23 protein-coding genes and 1 pseudogene are annotated in these 22,253 nt (G+C 37.5%); 10 read left to right on the plus strand and 14 right to left on the minus strand.

The annotated features are described in order from the left end of the window. Nucleotides 1-309: pseudogene (locus PHO71_RS16260) on the plus strand (ABC transporter permease); the annotation flags it as partial. Beyond that, on the plus strand, nucleotides 310-1,560 hold the full coding sequence (locus PHO71_RS16265; protein ID WP_300205316.1) for an ABC transporter permease: 1,251 nt from the start codon (nucleotides 310-312) through the stop codon (nucleotides 1,558-1,560). Nucleotides 1,561-1,703: 143 nt separating this feature from the next. Here the strand turns inward: PHO71_RS16265 and PHO71_RS16270 are convergent, their stop codons facing one another. Beyond that, nucleotides 1,704-2,258, minus strand: a complete 555-nt coding sequence (locus PHO71_RS16270; protein ID WP_300205318.1) for a porin family protein — start codon at nucleotides 2,256-2,258, stop codon at nucleotides 1,704-1,706. A gap of 378 nt (nucleotides 2,259-2,636) precedes the next feature. On the opposite strand from PHO71_RS16270, the gene PHO71_RS16275 reads away from it, so the two are divergent. From PHO71_RS16275 to PHO71_RS16285, 3 genes are all read left to right on the plus strand, one after another. Further along, nucleotides 2,637-3,008, plus strand: a complete 372-nt coding sequence (locus PHO71_RS16275; RefSeq protein WP_300205320.1) for a BlaI/MecI/CopY family transcriptional regulator — start codon at nucleotides 2,637-2,639, stop codon at nucleotides 3,006-3,008. 14 nt (nucleotides 3,009-3,022) lie between these two features. Continuing rightward, entirely contained in the window at nucleotides 3,023-4,858 is a 1,836-nt protein-coding gene (locus PHO71_RS16280; protein ID WP_300205322.1) for a M56 family metallopeptidase, read from the plus strand. A 138-nt stretch (nucleotides 4,859-4,996) separates the two neighbouring features. Then, nucleotides 4,997-6,907, plus strand: a complete 1,911-nt coding sequence (locus PHO71_RS16285; protein WP_300205324.1) for a TlpA disulfide reductase family protein — start codon at nucleotides 4,997-4,999, stop codon at nucleotides 6,905-6,907. 113 nt (nucleotides 6,908-7,020) lie between these two features. Here PHO71_RS16285 and PHO71_RS16290 read toward each other — a convergent pair whose 3' ends face one another. From PHO71_RS16290 to mnmA, 9 genes are all read right to left on the minus strand, one after another. Continuing rightward, entirely contained in the window at nucleotides 7,021-8,121 is a 1,101-nt protein-coding gene (locus PHO71_RS16290; protein WP_300205326.1) for an Mrp/NBP35 family ATP-binding protein, read from the minus strand. Between the two features lie 13 nt (nucleotides 8,122-8,134). Next, nucleotides 8,135-8,893 carry a tRNA (guanosine(46)-N7)-methyltransferase TrmB gene (gene trmB / locus PHO71_RS16295; protein WP_300205328.1) on the minus strand — a complete coding sequence of 253 codons (759 nt, stop codon included), beginning with the start codon at nucleotides 8,891-8,893 and terminating at the stop codon, nucleotides 8,135-8,137. A 94-nt stretch (nucleotides 8,894-8,987) separates the two neighbouring features. Further along, nucleotides 8,988-9,392 carry a DUF2752 domain-containing protein gene (locus tag PHO71_RS26250; protein WP_367279911.1) on the minus strand — a complete coding sequence of 135 codons (405 nt, stop codon included), beginning with the start codon at nucleotides 9,390-9,392 and terminating at the stop codon, nucleotides 8,988-8,990. Nucleotides 9,393-9,396: 4 nt separating this feature from the next. Further along, entirely contained in the window at nucleotides 9,397-9,732 is a 336-nt protein-coding gene (locus PHO71_RS16300; protein WP_300205330.1) for a TM2 domain-containing protein, read from the minus strand. A 20-nt stretch (nucleotides 9,733-9,752) separates the two neighbouring features. Beyond that, on the minus strand, nucleotides 9,753-10,772 hold the full coding sequence (locus PHO71_RS16305) for a branched-chain amino acid aminotransferase (RefSeq protein ID WP_300205332.1): 1,020 nt from the start codon (nucleotides 10,770-10,772) through the stop codon (nucleotides 9,753-9,755). A 51-nt stretch (nucleotides 10,773-10,823) separates the two neighbouring features. Beyond that, on the minus strand, nucleotides 10,824-11,033 hold the full coding sequence (gene xseB, locus PHO71_RS16310) for an exodeoxyribonuclease VII small subunit (protein ID WP_300205334.1): 210 nt from the start codon (nucleotides 11,031-11,033) through the stop codon (nucleotides 10,824-10,826). 54 nt (nucleotides 11,034-11,087) lie between these two features. Further along, nucleotides 11,088-12,317, minus strand: a complete 1,230-nt coding sequence (xseA, locus tag PHO71_RS16315) for an exodeoxyribonuclease VII large subunit (protein ID WP_300205440.1) — start codon at nucleotides 12,315-12,317, stop codon at nucleotides 11,088-11,090. 11 nt (nucleotides 12,318-12,328) lie between these two features. After that, nucleotides 12,329-13,693: a S8 family serine peptidase gene (locus tag PHO71_RS16320; protein ID WP_300205336.1), complete on the minus strand. Its 1,365-nt coding sequence runs from the start codon at nucleotides 13,691-13,693 to the stop codon at nucleotides 12,329-12,331. Nucleotides 13,694-13,715: 22 nt separating this feature from the next. Beyond that, the gene (gene mnmA / locus PHO71_RS16325; RefSeq protein WP_300205338.1) at nucleotides 13,716-14,801 is read right to left on the minus strand and encodes a tRNA 2-thiouridine(34) synthase MnmA; all 1,086 of its coding nucleotides are present in this window, start codon (nucleotides 14,799-14,801) and stop codon (nucleotides 13,716-13,718) included. 596 nt (nucleotides 14,802-15,397) lie between these two features. Here mnmA and PHO71_RS16330 point away from each other — a divergent pair. The 4 genes from PHO71_RS16330 to PHO71_RS16345 all read left to right on the plus strand — a co-directional run bounded on the left by PHO71_RS16330 (nucleotide 15,398) and on the right by PHO71_RS16345 (nucleotide 18,394). Further along, entirely contained in the window at nucleotides 15,398-16,288 is an 891-nt protein-coding gene (locus PHO71_RS16330; protein ID WP_300205339.1) for an AbaSI family restriction endonuclease, read from the plus strand. A gap of 13 nt (nucleotides 16,289-16,301) precedes the next feature. Beyond that, on the plus strand, nucleotides 16,302-16,556 hold the full coding sequence (locus PHO71_RS16335) for a hypothetical protein (RefSeq protein WP_300205341.1): 255 nt from the start codon (nucleotides 16,302-16,304) through the stop codon (nucleotides 16,554-16,556). 9 nt (nucleotides 16,557-16,565) lie between these two features. Continuing rightward, nucleotides 16,566-16,886: a hypothetical protein gene (locus PHO71_RS16340; protein ID WP_300205343.1), complete on the plus strand. Its 321-nt coding sequence runs from the start codon at nucleotides 16,566-16,568 to the stop codon at nucleotides 16,884-16,886. 629 nt (nucleotides 16,887-17,515) lie between these two features. Further along, nucleotides 17,516-18,394 carry a hypothetical protein gene (locus tag PHO71_RS16345; RefSeq protein ID WP_300205345.1) on the plus strand — a complete coding sequence of 293 codons (879 nt, stop codon included), beginning with the start codon at nucleotides 17,516-17,518 and terminating at the stop codon, nucleotides 18,392-18,394. Here PHO71_RS16345 and PHO71_RS16350 read toward each other — a convergent pair. The 4 genes from PHO71_RS16350 to PHO71_RS16365 all read right to left on the minus strand — a co-directional run bounded on the left by PHO71_RS16350 (nucleotide 18,369) and on the right by PHO71_RS16365 (nucleotide 21,631). Continuing rightward, nucleotides 18,369-19,376, minus strand: a complete 1,008-nt coding sequence (locus PHO71_RS16350) for a metallophosphoesterase family protein (RefSeq protein ID WP_300205347.1) — start codon at nucleotides 19,374-19,376, stop codon at nucleotides 18,369-18,371. The genes PHO71_RS16345 and PHO71_RS16350 overlap by 26 nt on opposite strands. Before the next feature lie 44 nt (nucleotides 19,377-19,420). Beyond that, on the minus strand, nucleotides 19,421-19,900 hold the full coding sequence (gene ispF, locus PHO71_RS16355) for a 2-C-methyl-D-erythritol 2,4-cyclodiphosphate synthase (RefSeq protein ID WP_300205349.1): 480 nt from the start codon (nucleotides 19,898-19,900) through the stop codon (nucleotides 19,421-19,423). Between the two features lie 463 nt (nucleotides 19,901-20,363). Further along, nucleotides 20,364-20,978 (minus strand): fumarylacetoacetate hydrolase family protein, encoded by a 615-nt coding sequence (locus PHO71_RS16360; RefSeq protein WP_300205351.1) that lies wholly within the window; start codon nucleotides 20,976-20,978, stop codon nucleotides 20,364-20,366. Further along, a complete protein-coding gene (locus PHO71_RS16365) occupies nucleotides 20,978-21,631 on the minus strand; it encodes a redox-sensing transcriptional repressor Rex (protein ID WP_300205353.1) in 654 nt (217 codons plus the stop codon). The genes PHO71_RS16360 and PHO71_RS16365 overlap by 1 nt, the downstream gene beginning before the upstream one ends. Nucleotides 21,632-21,796: 165 nt before the next feature. On the opposite strand from PHO71_RS16365, the gene PHO71_RS16370 reads away from it, so the two are divergent. Beyond that, a complete protein-coding gene (locus tag PHO71_RS16370) occupies nucleotides 21,797-22,147 on the plus strand; it encodes a translation initiation factor (protein WP_300205355.1) in 351 nt (116 codons plus the stop codon). The last annotated feature ends 106 nt before the right edge of the window (nucleotides 22,148-22,253 follow it).

The following is a 22,253-nucleotide window of genomic DNA, read 5'->3' on the forward strand; positions in this document are numbered from 1 at the left end:
ATTGTCATGATAGGAACACTACCTACCTTACGACTGGGACTGAGCTTCGCTTCATTATGGGGAGTCATCTCTTTCTCCATCTCCGGATTTTCATTTCCGGTCATGGCGATGCATCCTGTTCTTCAGGCACTAAGCAACTTATTCCCACTACGTCATTACTTCCTGATTTATGTCGATCAGGCATTAAACGGATATAGCATGGCTTATTCATGGTCTAACTATATGGCATTGCTAATATTTATGATGCTTCCTTTCTTTGTGGTTCACCGACTGAAAGAAGCATTGATTTACTATAAATATATACCCTAAATGAAAGATATAAAATTAAAAGATAAGATAGCCCAAGGCATCAATGACCTGTTTTATATCTGGAAACATGAGTTTCAGACGACTTTCCGTGACCAGGGAGTACTGATATTCTTCCTCCTAGTCCCATTGGGTTATCCTCTGGTTTATAGTTTCATTTATGACAATGAAGTGGTTCGTGAAGTTCCCGCGGTTGTAGTAGACGATTCACACTCTTCTTTAAGTCGTGAATATCTCCGCAAAGTAGACGCTACACCAGATATACAAATTGTTTCATACTGTGCGGACATGGAAGAAGCTAAGCAAATGCTCAAGAACAGACGTGCATATGGAATCATTTATATACCTTCTGATTTCAGTAATAACATTGCCAAAGGCGAACAAACTCAAGTCAGTATTTACTGTGACATGAGCGGACTGTTATACTATAAGTCCATGCTACTCGCCAATACAGCCGTTTCATTGAACATGAACAAAGATATCAAAATAGCCCGAAGCGGAAATACAACGGAACGGCAAGACGAGATTACAGCTTACCCGATTGAATACGAAGAAATCTCTATTTTCAATCCGACTACCGGCTTTGCTGCTTTTTTAATCCCTGCGGTACTGGTCTTGATTATTCAGCAAACATTATTATTAGGTATCGGACTTGCTGCCGGAACTGCCCGTGAGCACAACCGCTTTAAAGACCTTGTTCCTATCAACCGACATTACAACGGAACATTACGAATTGTATTAGGAAAAGGACTCAGTTATTTCATGGTTTATATACTGGTGTCATTCTATGTTCTTTTCGTCGTCCCCCGTTTGTTCAGCCTCAACCAGATAGGACAACCAGAAGCCTTGGTGTTGTTTGTGTTCCCCTATTTAGCGGCTTGTATTTTCTTTGCAATGACAGCGTCTATCGCCATTCGCAACCGGGAAACCTGTATGTTGATCTTCGTATTCACATCAGTACCTTTATTATTTATTTCGGGGATTTCATGGCCCGGAGCAGCCATCCCTCCTTTTTGGAAATATGTTTCTTACCTGTTTCCATCAACTTTCGGAATCAATGGTTTTGTAAAGATCAACAATATGGGAGCTACTCTTAGTGAAGTTGCCTTTGAGTATAAAGCTTTGTGGATACAGGCCGGAATCTATTTTATAACCACCTGCCTGGTATATCGGTGGCAAATCATGATGAGTCGGAAACATGCAATTGAGAGATATAGAGAATTGAAAGAAAAAAGTATCATGAAGGAAGAATAATTTTTCCAATCTTCATCTTTAGAGAACTACAGTCTACAAGACCTAAAACCTGCAGACGTACAAATATATCTAGAAAATAAAAATCCCTTGCTCAATCGAACAAGGGATTTTTTATAAATATAGTATAATAAGTATACTAATCATTAGAACTTATAACCTACACCAATAGTAAAGTTCATATTTTTTGCAGAACCGTCAGAATCACCAAGCTTGGTCAATCCAAATTCACCAGTCAAATCAAAGAAAATCCGGTCAATTTCATAAGCAACACCTACACCCAGTCCACAATCAAATCTGTTTGCACCATTGTCTCCAAAGAAATCAGTCTTAACATCTCCAATTTTATATTTACCGGCAACACCACAAGCAAAATACGGACCCACTTTAACTACTACATTTTGATTATCAACAACTGCAAATCTAGCTGCAGCAAATACTGGTAATTCCAAATACATAGGAGTAGCTTTTACACCACTAACTTTAGCTCCTTTAGTAGTAAACATCAAAGAAGGTTGGATAGACCACATTTCAGTGAATTGATACTCCATACCAACACCGGCTTGGAAACCAACTTTCATATCCCAACCATCAGTAGTAAAGTTACTCATGTTCATACCAACTTTGGCATTCCAAGAAGTCTGTGAATAAGAAACGATAGAAATAAGTGCAAATAGCACGAAAATCAAACCTTTTTTCATATCTTTCAGTTTTTCTTGCTTTCCTCTTCCCCTTGGTCAGCATTGTTTATAAATCCATAAGTGCAGGGAAGACTTTCATTACTTTTTAAATAATGAAATGCACCTTTTATTTAATATTCGTTTTTCAGGTACAAAGGTATTTGATTTATTTTATATAAAAAAGACTTATGTAGCAGTTTTCCTGTGAAAATAAGTCATCAGTTTCCAACCCAATCATATTTACTAATGATAATAATACCACTTTCCAGACTCAATCACATTCCCCTTTAAAACATTGACACATATTCAATACATTTGCAATATTTAACCTGCTATCTATTGCTTGATTACGAATAATTCGTAGATTTGCGAAAGATTCGTAATTAAACAAATATCTCCATGGAAAAGTTAAGCATACAAGAAGAAGAAGTAATGATCTACATTTGGGAGTTACAAAGTTGTTTCGTAAAAGACATCGTAGCTAAGTTTTCACAGCCAGTGCCCCCTTATACAACTGTAGCATCCATCGTAAAAAACCTCGAACGCAAAGGATATGTAAAACCCAAGCGTGTAGGCAACACTTATGAATATACTCCCGCTATCCGCGAAAATGAGTATAAACGTCATTTTATGAGCGGAGTAGTGCGCAACTACTTTGAAAACTCATATAAGGAAATGGTTTCCTTCTTTGCTAAAGACAATAAGATTTCGGCCAATGACTTAAAAGATATCATTGACCTGATAGAGAAAGGAAAAGAAGAAAATAAATAAAAATATATTTTGCCATGACTCCGGAACTTACTTATTTTCTAAAGATTAACGTAGCAATTGCATTGTTCTACGCATTCTATCGGTTGTTCTTTTATAAAGACACCTTCTTCCGGTGGCGACGGACGGCTCTGCTCTGTTTCTTTGCAATATCTATCCTTTATCCTCTGCTGAATATACAAGAATGGATAAAGGCCAATGAACCTATGGTAGCAATGGCGGATCTTTATGCAACGATCATACTGCCAGAACAGACAATAGTAATGTCGCCGGAAACAAATTTCAATTGGCAAGAGCTACTTACATTAATTCTGGAATACGTTTATTGGGGAGTTCTATTACTTCTTTTACTACGTTTTCTGATTCAATTAGGCAGTATCATACGATTACATTTTCAATGTTCAAAAAGTAATATACAAGGTACAAATATCCATCTTTTAAAGAAGGAAAGTGGACCATTTTCTTTTTTTAATTGGATATTTATCTACCCACCTACTCATACGGAATCGGAAATTAGTGAAATAATCACTCACGAGAAAACTCATGCCCGCCAATACCACTCAGCAGATGTACTTATCAGCGAAATAATATCCATCGCTTGTTGGTTTAATCCCTTTATTTGGTTGATGAAACGCGAAGTCAGAAGCAATCTGGAATATATGGCAGACCATCAAGTATTAAAAACCGGACATGACAGTAAATCATACCAGTACCATTTATTGGGATTGGCTCATCACAAGGCTGCAGCAAATTTATCTAATAGTTTCAATGTTTTACCACTCAAAAATCGAATCAAAATGATGAACAAAAGAAGAACAAAAGGAATAGGAAGAACAAAATATCTAATGTTTCTTCCATTAGCAATACTGTTGATGATTGTCAGCAATATTGAGGTGGTGGCACGCACTACCACAAAATTTGCAAAGGAAATGATAGATGAAGTATTTGTGCAATCTACTCCTTCTCCGGCAGAAGTAACGATTCCACAAATACAAGAATCCGAAACTCCCAAAATTGCGAAACCACAACAACAAAAGGTAGCTCAACAAACGGAAATAGCTGCTACCAAAGACACTATTCCGGAAGATGTTGTTTTCGAAGTTGTAGAACAAATGCCTCAATTTCCAGGAGGGCAAAAGGCATTTATGCAGTTTCTGGGAAGAAACATAAAATATCCTACAGTAGCTCACGCAAAAGGAACTCAAGGACGGGTAATCGTACAATTTGTTGTTGGAAAAGACGGTAGCATATCAGACATAAAAGCTATAAACAACGTAGATCCTTATCTCGACAAAGAAGCCGAAAGAATCATTTCAAGTATGCCCAAGTGGATTCCCGGTCAGCAACGTGGCAAAACGGTCAGGGTAAAATATACAGTTCCTATTATGTTCCGGCTGAGCGGTCCAACGGCAGAAACAAAATTGACTGCACTAACCGGAAATGTGAGCCCATCTCTGCCATTAGAAGAAGTGAAAAAAGCTGTTCTATCAGAAGTGGTGGTTGTAGGTTATGCCCCAACCGAAACATCCAAAGAAGAACCTGTCGCTGATACAATAGAAAAGATGCCCAAATTTCCGGGAGGCGAAGCGGCCTTAATGCAATTCTTAGCCAAAAGTATCAAATATCCGACAATCGCGCAGAAAAATAAAGAACAAGGTAAAGTGATTTTAAGGATGACTGTCGGGAAGGATGGCAAAATATCAAATATAAACGTACAACAAAGTGTATCGCCTCATTTAGATGCAGAGGCTATCCGCGTAGTGAGTACAATGCCAGAATGGGAGCCGGGAGAAGACAAAGGACAACCTGTCAATGTAGAATTTACATTACCCATTACATTCCGCTTGCAATAGGTTATAGATATAAAAATAAAACTTCTTTCAAAAAAGAACTAGAAAAGGACAATACTTTATATATTGTCCTTTTTTCTGTTATAATGGGAAAAAGTACAAATATTTAATTATATTTGTACTACATTAAATATAATACTTATGAGAAAAGTCACATGGATTATGAGTTTTCTGTTTTGTACTCTCTGTATGGTACAAGCAAAAGATAGAGTTATTGAATGTCCTCCTTTTACTGCTTGGAATTCAACCACTCTCGAAATTGAAAAGATTGTCCTTAGTGATACATCCACAACTATATATATCAAAGCATTTTATGAGCCCAAACATTGGATAAAGATTGATGCAGGAAGCATTCTCAAAGATAATAATGGAAACTTATATCCAATCCGTAAAGGAATTGGCATTACACTAGATAAAGAATTTTGGATGCCAGAATCCGGAGAAGCCGAATTTCAACTCATTTTTCCACCGCTACCTAAAAATGTCACTTTTGTCGATTTTATAGAAGGAAATGATGAAAAAGCATCTAAGATTTGGGGAATTCAGCTCAACAAAAAAGCATTTGAAAAGCAAAAATTACCACAAGAAGTTATTGTACACAAGATTAACAAAAAAGCAGCTTTACCCATTCCAAAACTATCTTATGGAACAGCTGTATTGAAAGGAAGAATTCTGGATTATCAAAAAGATATGCCAAGCGAATGTAGAATACATGTATTCAACCCTGCTTTCAGAGAGGACAACACAAGTTATCTTAAAATCAATGCAGATGGGACCTTCCAAACAGAAATAGGAATTCCAACAGTTACAAATGTTGCACTAACTTTCCCTTACGGCAACGTATTATGTCTTGTAGCTCCACATGAAGAAACATATCTTACGATAAATCCTAAAGAGCTTTGCCGTCAGCAATCGCGCTTACAAAAGAAAACAAAAAGTTACGGAGCTACTGCCTATTTTAAAGGTTATCTCGCTAGTTTACAACAAGAGTTCTTAACAGTAGATTTAGATATGACACTAGGAGATCATGATTACATGGCTCACCTCAAGGCTATTGCCGGAAAAAGTGCAGAGGAATATAAAAATTATATATTGAAATCTATTCCAACAATCCGAAAAAAGATTGCACAATCTAAATATAGTGAAGCTTGCAAAGAACTATTAAACATTCAATTAGATATTATAGCAACATTCTGCATTGCTACCACAATCAGAGATTTAGAATATGCATATATAAAAATCAATAAGCTGGATAGAGAAAAAGCTGCCGAATATTTCAAAAATAATCCGATCAATACTCCGGAAGAATATTATAATGTATTGAAGGAATTTTCATCCATCAATACCACTAAAGCTTTATATAATGATAGGTATGCATCAATGGTGAATATTTTGGATATTATACCCGACAAGGAAAATGTCCTCAAAGAAGCATTAGGCACAGACAAAGGTTCTTTATTTGACTATATTGAGGTTAAGAAGATTTATTCAGCTTTAAAAGATCTTACACCTTTGACAGCAGAACAGAAAGTTCAATTAGAAAAGCTTTCCTCACCTGCTTACACGGAACTACTTACTCAAACAAACAAAAAACTACTAGAAACCATAGAATTGAATAAAAAGAAGAGTGGATTCACAATCAATGAAGCTGGAGAAGTTATAAACGAAGAGTTATTTCCCTCCATCATTTCAAAATACCGGGGATATGTGTTAATGGTTGATTTTTGGACAACTTGGTGCGGTCCATGTCTTAGAGCACACAAAGCATTGATGCCAATGAAAAAAGAACTGAAAGATAAAGATATTATCTATCTATACATTACTGGAGAAACTTCCCCCAAAGAGATCTGGGATAAAATGATACCTGATATTCACGGAGAACATTTCAGAGTAAAAGATAATCAATGGGATTATTTAATAGAAAACTTAAATATTCGGGGAGTACCAACATATTTAATCATTGATCGGAAAGGAAATATATCCTATAGGGAAACTGGATTATCTAAGGTAGAAGTTATCAAAGATCAATTAATGAATGCTTTGGATAAATAAAAGCTAAAATAATAATAAGAAATAAGCTGCATTAAAAGAGAAAATTGTTATCTCTTTTAATACAGCTTATTTCTATTATGAGAGATCCCTCAAAGAGATTCGTAATAGAATAACTATTTTTTCATTTCTACCACTTGAGTTGGTGCCATCTCTACATTCCGACGGTCGACTTGCCTAACAACACTTGCAGCTAATGACAAGAAAGCACGACCTGTTACTGTATTTTCATCTAACGCAACCGGTGTACCATTATCCCCACCTTCACAAATACTCTGCACAATAGGAATCTGTCCAAGCAAAGGTACATTCATTTCCTCAGCCAGTTTCTTAGCTCCCTCTTTGCCAAAAAGATAATATTTATTTTCGGGAAGTTCAGCAGGTGTAAACCAGGCCATATTTTCTACCAAACCGAGAATAGGAACATTTACCTTGTCATTCGTAAACATATTAATTCCTTTACGAGCATCAGCCAAAGCAACCGCTTGTGGAGTACTGACAACGATTGCACCCGTCATTGCTAATGTCTGAACAACAGTCAGGTGGATATCACTAGTTCCGGGAGGAAGATCAATCAAGAAATAATCCAAATCTCCCCAGACAGCATCACCAATCAATTGCTTCAAAGCATTGCTTGCCATACCTCCACGCCAAAGTGTAGCCTGATCGGGATCAACAAAGAAACCGATAGATAAAAGCTTTACCCCGTACTTCTCAACCGGAATAATCATGTCGCGACCATCCACACGTTCTGCATACGGACGAGCATCTTCTACCTGAAACATTTTTGGCATAGAAGGACCAAAGATATCTGCATCAAGCAATCCCACTTTATAGCCTAGTTTAGCCAATGCAACAGCAAGATTAGCCGACACAGTAGATTTTCCTACTCCGCCTTTACCGGAAGAAACGCCTATGATATTCTTTACTTGCGGAAGCAATTTTCCAACTTCAGGACGAGATGTCTGTTTGCTCTCAGTGGTGATTGTTACCTGTACATCTGGAGATACGTATGTATGAATAGCTGTCTCAGCAGCTTTCAACATCGATTTCATAAAAGGATCAGTCGGTTTCTCAAAAATCAAAGAGAAACTAACTGCCATACCATCAATGCGAAGGTTGTCTGCAACCATCTCCGCTTCCACCAAATTCTTTCCCGATCCGGGATAACGCACTGTTGCCAGCGCATCTAATATTAATTTTGGATAGAGTGTCATAATTTATAGTTTTTTATTTCGAAGTCTGCAATCCGCTCCGCTTGCTACGATTATAGCTACGGTACGAATCAAGTTCTATTTCCACATCCGGTTCCTTTAACTGACCGTCATGCGGAAGCCGGAACTTGATATACTTGATACTTAAACCACGATCAAGCCATTGTTGTTCATAATAAGTCTTGATACCTAGAATGTCATCAACCAGGTTTGAATGATATAAATCTTCTGTTATAAAATCAATGGGAAATTGATTGGTTTCAATCATATACTTGGTATAACTAAACATGAAGTTACTGTCCGTCTTGAGATGAACAATTCCATTCGATTGCAAAAATTTGCGATACCGTTCCATAAAATAAGTGGAAGTCAGCCTTTTGGTTACTTTCTTCATTTGAGGATCAGAAAAAGTAAGCCAGATTTCACTCACTTCACCTTCGGCAAAAAAGCGTTCAATAACCTCAATATTAGTACGCAAAAAAGCTACATTCTTCATTCCCGACTTTAATGCCTCCGTCGCTCCTGTCCACATACGAGCACCTTTGATATCAACTGCTATGAAGTTTTTTCCCGGGAACATTTTACCTAGTCCGACAGTATACTCACCTCGTCCACAACCAAGTTCAAGTACTATTGGATGATCATTCTTAAAAAACTCCTGATGCCATTTTCCCTTCATGTCAAAAGGCACATTATCTACTGCTGAATAAGGATATTCAAACACGTGCGGATAACTTGCCATATCGGCAAACTTCTCTAATTTATTCTTTCCCATCTCATTTCACTGATTAGAGCACAAAGTTACTTACTTTTGATGTAAACGGCAAAAACTATTCTGAATTTGTTAAAAACCACAGGTGAAGGAGATATTAGATCCCGATGTAAATATTACGGCCCCAAATCAGTAATTCAAAGAAAAGAAAGGGAAAAAGAAGAAACTTGTTGTGCAACAATTTATCAACATTTATATAAAGACGATACAATCGGTTCCCCCTCGTAAAAGCATCTGTAAGAAGTAGAACAGTCATGACCAACAAAGCCAACAATACGAGAAAACTATTAGGATTCATACAGAATGCATCCAACGGTTGGCCATGAAGGAACATGAAAATACCGCGAGTAGTGCCACAACCTGGGCAAGGCAAATGAAAAAAAAGTTTTGAAAGACAGGGGGTAAAACCTCCCTGTCCAGCAAAACATGAGTGATAATATAATCCAATATATGCACACACACAAAGTAAAGTACATAATTTATAGAATCCTTTTGGGGACATCAATTTAAAGGAATAACTGCAATTTCTTTAGATTTTCCTCGCGTGTAGCTTTGCTGATCAAGAACCAGTCAATAATAGCCCAGACACCCAGACCGCCACAAGTAAGCAATTTACCAACTCCCAATCCAACATTGCCAAGATAAAAACGGTCAATGCCATATGCTCCTAAAAAGATAGAAAGCACCAAAGCCACAGTAGTACTTTTAAACTGCAAAGCTGATACTATGGGCCACTTTGTATCGTCCAATTCCAATAACTTTTCTCTAATAATCATATTCTGCTCTTCAGGAAAGTTCTTTCCATTGGTAAGCATAAACATATCAACTTTTTGTGTATCCATAATATTAAATATAAAATTAATTATTCTACAATCGTCACCCATCCATGTGTATCCGGTTCGTCGCCATACTGAATACCACGCAGTTTATTGTACAACTTCGTACAAATCGGTCCCGGCTTTCCATCCTTGGAAATAACATATGATTTACCATTCTCCAGATCATCTATACGTTCAATCGGGCTAATAACAGCAGCTGTGCCACAAGCACCTGCTTCCTCAAAAGTAGCAAGTTCTTCTTCTGGAATAGGACGACGTTCTACTTTCAATCCCATATCTTCGGCCAATTGCATCAAACTCTTATTTGTGATAGACGGCAGAATAGAAGTAGATTTCGGAGTGATATATGTATTATCCTTGATTCCAAAAAAATTGGCAGCACCACATTCGTCGATGTATTTCTTTTCTTTCGCATCCAGATAAAATTCACAGGAATACCCTAAATCATGTGCCTTCTTATTAGCACGCAGACTGGCAGCATAATTACCACCGACTTTATAGATACCGGTTCCCAAAGGTGCCGAACGGTCGAACTCACGGATAATAACATACGGATTAGTAGAGAATCCACCTTTGAAGTAAGGACCTACGGGAGTTACAAATACCACGAACATATATTCATTAGCAGGATGTACTCCCACCTGAGCACTTGTACCAATCAACAATGGGCGAATATAAAGAGAAGCTCCTGTTTCATAAGGAGGAATAAAACGTTCGTTCAACTTCACTACTTTCAAAATAGCTTCCTTGAAACGTTCCGTTGGCAATTCAGCCATCAAGATTCCCTGGCAAGTAGATTGCAGACGTGCAGCATTTTCTTCCAAACGGAAAATACGTACTTTACCATCTTTGCCACGGAATGCTTTCAATCCTTCAAATGCCTCCTGACCATAGTGCAGACAGGTAGCCGCCATATGCAAATTAAGGTACTCTTCACTACTAACCTCTAATTCTCCCCATCCACCATTGCGGAAATTGATTCTCACATTGTAATCTGTCTTCATATATCCAAACGACAGATTCGCCCAGTCTATTTCTTTCATTTCGTTATGTATTAGTTTATTTTCTTATCCATTGATTCGCAAAAATAACTTTTATTCTTCAGATTGCCTCTTTTCTTGCAATAATTTTTCGACTTCCCGATCCACTTTCGTCAGTTTTTCGGTACAAAAGGCAATAATTTCATTGGCTTCCTTGATTTTTTCGCTCAAGATGTCAATATCCAGTTCGTTGTTGTCAATCTGGCGAACGATCTTTTCAAGACGTTCTATTGCCTGGGAATATGTTTCTTTTTTTGCTGCCACGATGATATATTATTTATAGTTGAAAATGAATAGCTTATAGCTATCACAAAAAATTTATTCGACAATGGAACGAATTTCTCCTTTCGACAAACGGGTTATAAGCTCTTCCCCCGATCTCAATGAAGAAGCATCCGTTACCGCTTTTCCATCTTTCAGAGTGATACTGTACCCACGTTTCAGAAGTTTATCCGGCGAAGCATCGGTTACACGTTGCTGCAACAGTTCAAGCCGATGACGATGCCGTGAAAGCAAAGCGAAAATTACCTGTGCCAGATCTTTCCGGACTGTTAATAAAGAGTAACGTGCATCCGAAAGTTTCCGGTGGACAAGTGCAGGAATACGGGTCTGAATTGTAATAATCCGCCTATGTTCCTGTTCAAGCAATGCGTAAGCTCCCTGTTGAACACGAATGGACAGTTCTTCTAAATATTCTGCTACTTCCGATACTTGATGAATCAGTAGCTCGGCTGCTGCCGTAGGAGTTTTCACCCGCGTGTGTGCAACAGAATCGAGCACTGTATCATCCCTTTCATGCCCGATACCTGTAATGATCGGTAATGGAAACTGTGCACAGGCGGCTGCCAACAAATATGTATCAAAACCAGAAAGATCGGAAGTGGCTCCTCCACCACGAATGATAACGACAACATCAAAATCATTGATGCGTGCATTGATGTGGTCCAATGCTTCTAATACCGATTCTTCTACCTGATTTCCCTGCATCAAAGCAGGAAAAAGCTCCGTATAGAAAAAGAATCCTCTCGCATTATGTTTCAATTGGTGACAGAAATCGCCATATCCTGCTGCTGTAGCAGATGAGATAACAGCAATACGCTGGGGAAGAAGCGGCATCGCCAACTCCTTATTCAGCGTCAAGACTCCTTCTTCCTCCAATTGCAACAATATTTCACGACGGCGGCGAGCCATATCACCTAATGTATATGTAGGATCGATATCCAATACTGTCAAACTATAACCATACAATTCATGAAACTGTACAGTCACCTTCACTAGCACTTTGATACCGGAAACAAATAATTGTCCGGTAGCCTCCTCAAAGTATGGTTTCAGCAGACGATAGATATTATTCCAGACCATTCCGCGCGCCTTGGCTACAAGACTATTGCTTCGAGGATCTTTCTGTACAAACTCCAGATAGCAATGTCCGGTCGTATTGGACCGTACATCGCTCAACTCAGCTTGTATCCAATATTCATCCGGTAGACATTGTTCCAAACTTCTTCGTACAAGTGCATTCAGTTCCAGAAGAGAAAGAGAATCCATATGCGCGGTGTTTATCGTTTTTTCTTTATAGTAGATTGATATGCTTTCCATAAATCAGGAATTCCATATCCGTAGATATTATCCGGAAAGTCCGACCGGTCACCTGACTTACGTACCAGTTTGATAATTTCTTTTGCCGTCAAATTCGGACAAGCCTGCCAGAGACAAGCTACCATACCGCACATGATTGGAGAAGAAAAAGAGGTTCCGTTTGCATGACGAAGATTGCCGTCTGTACCCATTACATCAGCCCAAAGACCAACTGCTACAACATCTGGTTTCACACGTCCGTCCGCAGTATTTCCAATCGACGAGAATGGAGCCAATAAACCTTTCTTATCGATAGCACCGACTGTGATTACATTTTCTGCATCTCCCGGAGGCGTCGTTTTTTTCCATGAATCCATCCCTGAGTTTCCGGCACTGCACACAACAATCATTCCCTTGTCTGCCGCCATTCCTGCTTCACGGGACATTAACGCATAATGTCCGTTCAGATCACGATATCTATAATTTTTGGTGGGATCATCAAATGTATAGTAACCAAGGGAAGTATTCACAAGGTCTACTCCTACACTATCAGCAAATTCGATTGCTGCTGCCCAATAATCTTGCTCTACCAAATTCTCAGAATATTCATCTTCACTACGCAGTAACCAGTACGATGCTTCAGGAGCTGTACCTACCATCACGTTCGGCTGATTCATACCCATACATGAAAGTACACACATTCCATGACTGCTCTCTGCATAGATGTCAGCTTCCGGATTTACAAAATCGTGTGTACCGAGAATATGGATATTATTCATCGCATCAATCTTATCTGCATTATGGAATCCGGCATCAATTACAGCAATCGTCATTCCCTGTCCTTTATAACCAGCTTCATGCAAACGGTCGGCATTACTCATCTGAATCTGAGTGATAGCCGGTCCATACAAACTATCCGTACGCAACGGTTTATTAATTATAGAATCTCTATTGAGAGCTTTCTTTACTTGTCCCTTCCATACCCTTTCTGTAGAACGAACAAAAGGAAGTTTTGCAATTTCATTGATCAATGTACTATCATTGCATGAAACAGTCACAAAATTATCCCACTTCCCGGTCACCAATATATGAACACCTTTTTCACGGATAGCATCCACATACTTTTTACATACCGGCAGATCGGTAACATTAACAGATAATCCTTGTCTCTTTCTCCGCTCAATGGACTTGGCAGACAGAAACATCTCAGGTCTCTTTACAGAATAGGTCGTTGCCTTTTTATCCTTCAAACTAATACGATACTTTAGCGTATCAGAGGAAGAAAACTGAGCAGACGCGCCTAAAACAATATTCAAAGCAAACGCTAATAGTACAAATTTCTTCATAAGTATTCTTTATTTTAAGCTATTAAAAAACTCCATTTTCTAAAATAACTAGCCCGATTCCTCGTTGGGAAGCTATAAATGCACCTCCCAATACACGTTTGCCATCGTAAAATACAGCAGATTGTCCCGGTGCAATAGCCGATGCTACCTCCAGAAAGTGTACCAATAAACGTCCATCTTCCAATCGTTTCACTTGGCAAGACAATGGGCGGCTACGGTAACGTATTCTTACGGTCAGGTTCTCGCATTGAAGTAATTCCCATCCATCAATAATCTTATCCTCTTCAACCAGCATATATTCAGCCTTTAGCTGTTCGGCGTCTCCGAGCATTACCGTATTTTTCTGTGGATTGATTTTCAATACATAGGCAGGTTTGCCCAAAGCAATCTCCAATCCTTTGCGCTGTCCGATAGTGTAATAAGGTGCTCCTTTATGTTGCCCTAATTTAACCCCTTCGGGACTAACAAACCATCCGGAACCTACTTCACAATCCAACTCAGGACATTGTTCACGAAGAAAATCACGGTAATCGCCTTTTATGAAACAAACTTCCATACTCTCTCCTTCTTTTGACTTCGCCTCGTATCCCTTTGCAGCAAGATATTCACGAACTTTCACCTTCGTATAATTTCCCAAAGGAAATATACAACGGGCTAGCACTTCCTGACTCAACTGCCAAAGAAAATAGGACTGGTCTTTCTTATCATCATCTCCGGCAACAATGTAAACATGACCGTTTCTCTCTTCCAATCGGGAATAATGACCAGTAGCTACCCAAGCACAATTCAACCTGTCTGCCCACTCTGTCAGAATACGAAACTTAAATAAAGGGTTGCACATCACACAAGGGTTGGGTGTCCGCCCCTTTTTATATTCGTCAATGAAATTCTTTACAATGGTCTCTTTAAAAGGAATACGCTCATCTGCCACATAATGTTCAATTCCCATTCGTTCAGCCAGTTTCTTGGCGTCCTGTGGCTCATCTCCCCATACACGCATCGTTACTCCTACAATCTCGTATCCTTGTTCTTGTAACATCAAGCAAGTTGCAGTGCTGTCTATACCACCACTCATGCCAACCAATACTCTCTTATTTCGTTCTTTCATCCAAATTTCCTACTGATTATATGGATACAAATGTACAAGTTTATAAGGAGAAAATAAATTAATTCTTTCACTTCCTTATTTTAGAATCAGCAGAATTTGTTTTTCTTATAATACGAGTTATCTTTATAATAGAATCTATTATTCCCAGACATACATTTGGGCATTTCCCGGAAAAGATTTAAAAATCCCCCACATACCCCATGAGAAGTGAAGTGACCCGATTTTTTGGAGCCTACCTTTTTGAGGATACTTTAGTCTGTACATTGTGTTTCAGTTTATTTGCTCGTTCCGACCTTTTTTATTTTCTTTGTACTCAAACAAGTTAAAAAGAGGTTTTAAGAAATAGATATTTGAATAAAAGACATATTACAAATAGCTTGTAAACAAGCTATTTAATTTTAGTAAATCTGATAAATTTGTTCAAGTCCCAAATGCTAAGTTATAAGGTTGGTTTGTAGCCTCGATAAGAGTAAAGATCTCTTTTCTTTATTTCTGCTAAAGGGCTTTATCAGAATTCACTAAAGTAAAAAAGTAAAAAGTTAAAGCTGTGTTGTTTATTCTGAAAACAACCTGATATAAATCTAAAGCTCAAGAATGTGGACTATAAACTAGAATACATAACACGTCTGTTTGCTAAAATTAGTAAGAAAAAGACGGAAACTTATGTGATAACTCGCATCTGGCATCAACTAAACGATGACAGAGTAAAGTTTGTTGTTCAACAATATATCAGAAGGACACAAGACAAGTATGCTCTGGCAGACTTGTACTTACCACAACTCAATATTTTCATAGAAATAAATGAGCCATTTCATAAACAAACTGAAAATAAGATTGAAATCGACAAAGTACGGAATGATGAAATACTACAAGTAACTCATTCCAAACCTATTGTGATTGATTGTGGAGATATTATAGATAATGGTGCGGTTAAATATAAATCTATTGAAGATATCCACTCTCAAATCTCGGAAGTCGTTCAAGAAATCAAACAAGCGATCAAAGAACAAGGCGACAAATTCAAACCTTGGGATGATGGTAATACTCTATCCGTAGAATATCACCGAAAAAAAGGTTATCTAAAAGTAGAGGATAACGAATATGTACGTACTATTGATGAAGCCTTTGCCATTTTCGGAGCAAAAGCCAAACATCGTGGATTCTTGCGTGTGGCAGGGGCTACCATTCCAAACAAAGAAAATGAAATAGTATGGTGTCCTAATAGTGTACATCGTATTTGGAGCAATGAACTTTTCGATAATGGTTTATTCATTCGGGAATATAATAAAACCAATCAACAAATACGTAAAGAACATGTAAATCTATGGACTTCCACCAATCAAAAACGAATAACATTCTTTCGGGATGAGGATGAACTCGGATTCCAATTCTACCGTTTTGTCGGTGTCTTTGAAATAAATAAAGAAAGATCAATACATGAAAATAAATGTGTCTGGGAACTTATCTCGGATTATTATCAATTATAAAGCCACTATTATTATGGGATTATTTAGTACAGACAAAAAAAAAGATATTGAAAAAATAAAAGAAAGAATTGAGCAGCAAAAACGAAATATCGAAATTGATAAGGGTAATATGGCACGTGCTAAAATTCAGTTGGCGAGTGCACGTAAACAAGGATATTCAACTGCTGGCATTCTAAATAATATTGAAGGTTATAAAAAAAGGATAGCTTCATTCAAAGCTTCAATTACTAGATACAACGATGAAATAAAACGCTTACGCAATAAATAATAAAGGATTATGGGATGTATTACAACTTTAATATTCTTATGCAATATCGGATTGATTATCGCTGCTGATATTCTGTTATGGATGTATTCAGCTACCATGGGATTATTTGGACTAATAGGAGTTATCGTATTTTTCATTGCTCATGCTTTGTGTACTCAAATGAGTCTTGCGCCACGTGATTTTTGGAGAAATTCAGAGTTTGATATTTTCATAAAGAAATTGGCTTTTGCTAACATCGCCGCTTTAATGGCATGGGGTGGTTCTTTAATTATTGCTTCCATGTGTCAAAATGAAGCGGTAATAGAGTTTATCGAATGGGCTGCTAATTAGAAAACAAGTGATCCATAGCGCTACAGAAAACCATTTTAAGCGGAATAAAAATTTTAAATTTGGAGATTACACAGATAGGTGTGTGTGTTTGACAAAAACAAAAAGACAAATAAGTTATCTATTACAAATCGATCAGATTCTATATAAATTTTATTATAGAATCTCCTATCACATGGTTTAAACACATATGACGAAGTTTACCCATAATAATCAAACCAAACATGAATTATAACTTAAAAACATTTATATTGCGCCATATTACATATTATTGAATATAAATGTATCACAGTATACATATTATATCAAAAGTAAAACGACATACTATTACGAACTGGCTAATCAGTCATTATACACAATTGGTATAGTCAAGTATATAGACGCAAAAACATTTGCCAAATAGCGCATACACGCGATAATTCATTCGTAAACTTCATTTCAGACATAATTAGAAGGCTGACAGGATATACGTTTTTGCCAAAGAAATCCTCTATTAATATTGAATTTAAACCACTAGAAAAGTTCTTTATTCCATTCTAAAATTACATCAAACTCAAGTTATGTAGTAAAAAGATTTGTTTTTGAAGAAACAATTTGTATATTTGAGATATACTTAAAAAGCAAACACAATTATGGCCAATCCAGAATTACCGGGTATCTCCGAAAGCGAGCAAGCCTTATTGTATGCCAAACTAAATGAATACAACCGAGGTAGAACTTCATTCAAAGAAGCAGGGGTTTATTTCGTGGTACTGCCCCCACCGGAAAAACCCAATTATTCACTATGGCTATATTCTCCTCTACTAGAAAAGCAATCTATTATTTACATACACGATCTGTCACCAGATATCAATGAATCATTACGAATGGCCAGTACAATGCTTTATTACTCAAAACGCTGCCTTATCCTCGTAGAGTATAATGAGAAGAGAATGCAAAGTAATGGTGACGACCTTATCTCTTTCGGAAAATACCGCGGTCATTTTTTGCATGAAATCTTAAAAATAGACCCACCATATCTTAGCTGGATTGCCTATAAATTTACTCCACGAATACCCAAACAGGAACGATTCGTAAAAATAGCTAAAGCTTATCACTCCGTACATTTGGACTTAATGTTGCGAAGAGTCAAAGAAACACGGCGAGAAAGCCGTTATCTCGGTGAACCCAGAGAGACACTGACAGAGTTAAGTTTGAAAGTTATACAAGTACATCTGGAAGATGACCCATATAAAACAAGAATAAACGGAAATATTCCACAATTCTATGTCAAACAGATATTAACCTTAAACGATGCCAGCGGAAATTTAGTGATCGTGACTCTTCCATCAAAAAATCCAAGTTCAGTATCATGCACATTGTCAGGACTGGAACATGAATACAAACCGGGACAAATTGTGTATGTAGCATCTGCGCGGGTATCACGTCGATATGAAAGTTACGGGATCAAATATACACGCCTCAGCCACGTGAAACTTGCTAATTTCAACGCTTTCTCCAATCGTCCTTGACAAAACTTGAAGGATAAAAGACTTTATCCACAACTCCATCTTTCTGACGAATCCAGGAAGTAAAAGTACGTGTACCTTCATTTAATTCGATAATGCGGGCGCCATTTGGCAAATGATTATATTCTGTATTTCCACCTGTAAAACGGCCATAAGCTAGCAAAACATCCTTCCACATTACTGCATAATCGTTATCATGGTCATGTCCCACAAAAACACCCATTACATCTCCTGATTCTTTCATTGCTGCAAACATTCCTGTATTCAACTTTGGAGCACAAGCTTCTTCCATACGGGTTCCTCGAAGAATGGCATTTTCATCGGAAGCTGCTTCATTATACTCCGATAAAGGAATATGGAAAAAAGCAAGTGCAGGCAAAGGTTGCCCATCATTTTGTGCTGTGTAAGCAGCACTCCTCTCACGATACCAAGCGACCTGATCGAATGTAAGCCAAGCATAACCTTTCACATCTTTCAACGGAGAATAAGAATGGGAATCCATGCAATAAAGTACTGCCGCATCTTTTTTTGCATTTGAAGAAGCTTTTACAGTCAATACATAATCTGGAGAAACAACATCTCCCCGATCGGGTAATATATTCCCAGGAACTTCACGAATAATATCATATAACTGTTCTCGTGTCATTTTTTGCTCATCATCATGATTCCCGAAAGTTACAACAAAAGGAATTTTACGCTTACTAACCGGTTCCAAAACCTGTAACATTCCGGAATCTGCCGGGGCAGAATAAACCACGTCTCCTGTAAAAATGACTAAATCAGGTCGTTCAGCATCAAGTATCTGATTGATACGTTCTAATGCTATATCCGAAGCGGGATTCTTATATTTAAAGTGCACATCAGTAAACTGTACTATCTTAAATTTACCATCTTTATTAAATTTCAGTTCGCTTTTTTGTGCCCAACAGAAAGTCGTCATCATAAAGGAAGTTAATACCCAGAATATTCTTAAAGTCAAATTCATAGTCATTTATTATTAAAGAAATAATCTATTTATTAATGAAGGATTTATTCTTTTTCTATTAATACGGTAGCATAGGCTGAAATTCCTTCTTCACGACCGGTAAAACCTAGTTTTTCCGTAGTAGTTGCTTTAATGGATATATCATCAATATCTACACCCATTACAGAAGATAATGTTTCCTGCATCAACGGAATATGTCCTTTCATCTTCGGCCGTTCGGCACAAATTGTTGCATCAATATTTCCCACACGATATCCTTTTGCAGCAAGTAAGTCTACTGTTTCTTTCAAAAGGATCTTACTATCGATATTCTTAAATTCTTCGGCTGTATCCGGAAAATGATAACCAATATCCCGCATATTGGCCGCTCCTAATAATGCATCACAAATAGCATGAATCAACACATCAGCATCCGAATGTCCCAACAAACCTTTTGTATGTTCCAAGAGAATGCCACCCAACCATAATTCTCGTCCTTCGACTAATTGATGTACGTCGAAGCCAAAACCGACTCTTATTTTCATTATTATTATTTAAAATACCTGATTTTATTTACTATATTTGCAAAAGTACAAACAAATGTTGGAATGGTTATGAAAAAAAGGAATAATAGTTCTTGCATTTATCTACATAGCTATTAACCAAGTAATGGGACAAATAAATTACTCAATTACAAATAGTGCACACCTAGCTTCCCGTCCTGATTCTTGTATGTTGCTTCTTTCACAAATGCTAACTTACCAAACACAAAGAGTTGAAAATTATTGTTTTTTTAAAGAAAAAAAGTATGTACAGAAGCCCAAACCGGTACAAGAAAAAACAAACAAACTTATACATTTTTCTCTGATAGTTGGCAAGATTTTGATATAAAGAAGCTATACCTTCCACAAGGGAACAATTATAATTAAACAAAAGCAGCAGATATCTTATTCGGAGTTACAAGTCTTTTTTTAGATATTACAAATCCAGGTTTATAAGCAAATGAGTTCAACGAACATAAAAGTCAAGTAAATTTTCTCCTTCAAGATAACCTTGTAAATGCTGTCCTACACTTATAGGTCCTACTCCTACCGGCGTACCTGTAAATAGCAAGTCGCCAATCTTAAGTGTCACAAACTGACTGACATAAGCAATGATATCATCAACTTTAAACAGCATATCCGCGGTACACCCACGTTGCACCTCCTTGCCATCGATAGTTAAAGAGAAATTCAAGTTTTGAATATCTTTATAGCGACCTACCGGAACAAAATCTCCGATAGCAGCCGATGAGTCGAATCCTTTAGAGAGTTCCCAAGGACCTCCTTGCTCACGAAATTTCCGTTGAAGGTCACGGGCAGTAAAGTCGATACCTACGGTAAGAGCATCATAATAACGATCGGCAAAACGGGAAGCTATATTTTTGCCCAAACGATTGATTCGAACAACTAGTTCCGTTTCATAATGTATCTCATTAGAAAAGTCAGGAATGAAAAACGGTTTGCCATCCTTCAGAATAGCTGAATCCGGCTTCATAAAAATTACAGGGTTCGTATTTACTTGTGTATGTCCCAATTCCTTATTATGTTGGGCATAGTTCATTCCTACTGCAATAATCTTCATTATTTAATCTCGTTAAAATTCAATCGGTTAAACATAACAGCTAAGTGGGCATACAAAGAGGTATTCTGCACCACAATACTCTCAGGGACACGAATACGGAATGGAGTAAAATTCCATACTGCTTTAATACCTCCGGCTACCATCTTGTCGGTAATTTCTTGAGCTATACTAATGGGAACTGTCAGCACACCAATATTGACATCATATTCGTGCATCTTCGTCTCAAAATCATTGGAATGAAAGATAGGAATTCCATTCAGATCCTTTCCGACTAAGTCTGGATTTATATCAAACGCAGCTACTATTTCCAATCCGAAATGATGCAAACCTGAATCACGAAGCAAAGCAGCTCCTAAACTACCAACGCCAAACAAGAAAGCTTTGTGCATATTCGTAAATCCAAGAAAGCTCTCTAAGACTTCAATCAAAGCATCCACATTATAGCCTACCCTCGTACGCCCTGAAATATCTACATATGACAAGTCTTTGGCGATCTGAGATGCGTCAATATTTATTTCTTTAGAGATTTGAGTAGAAGATACATATTGTTCTCCTCTCTCCTTCATTAGTTTTATATTCGACAGATACCAGGGAAGTCTCCGCAAGGTAGGCTCCGGCACTTTATCCGCCTCTTTTCGTATAGAAGTGCTCATACTGCTTACAAAATTTGGTATTTTGCAAAAGTACACTATTTTTTGAGACTGACAATCCAAGACTGTAAAACCTTAATAGAGATTAAACAAAACAAGGAAAACTGACACAAATTTTGCGCATTTCGGGAAGTTTAATACTTTTGGAAAGAAATAAATAGAACAGGTATGAAAGAAAATGATTGGAAAGATAGATTGAATGTGGTATATTCTACCAACCCAAACTTCAGTTACGAAATGGATGACGATGAGGAACAAGTTACTCTTGATAAAGCCAAACAAAATCTCCGAGTTTCCATTGACAAAAAGAATAGGGGTGGGAAAGTGGTAACATTAATTACCGGTTTTGTTGGTACGGAAAATGACTCAAAGGAACTTGGAAAATTACTGAAAAGTAAATGTGGAGTCGGTGGTTCAGCCAAAGACGGTGAGATCATTGTACAAGGTGACTTCAAAACTAAAATTATAGAACTGCTGATTAAAGAAGGATATGTTAAAACTAAAGGCGTAGGAGGATAAAGCCTCTGAAATCTGAATTTTATTTATCAGCCTTCAATGAGATTTGAATGATATAAAAAGAGCCGCCTCAATTATTTGAGACGGCTTTTTCTTTATATTTTTCGTT

The organism is Bacteroides sp., assembly GCF_028690125.1.
Taxonomy (GTDB): domain Bacteria; phylum Bacteroidota; class Bacteroidia; order Bacteroidales; family Bacteroidaceae; genus Bacteroides.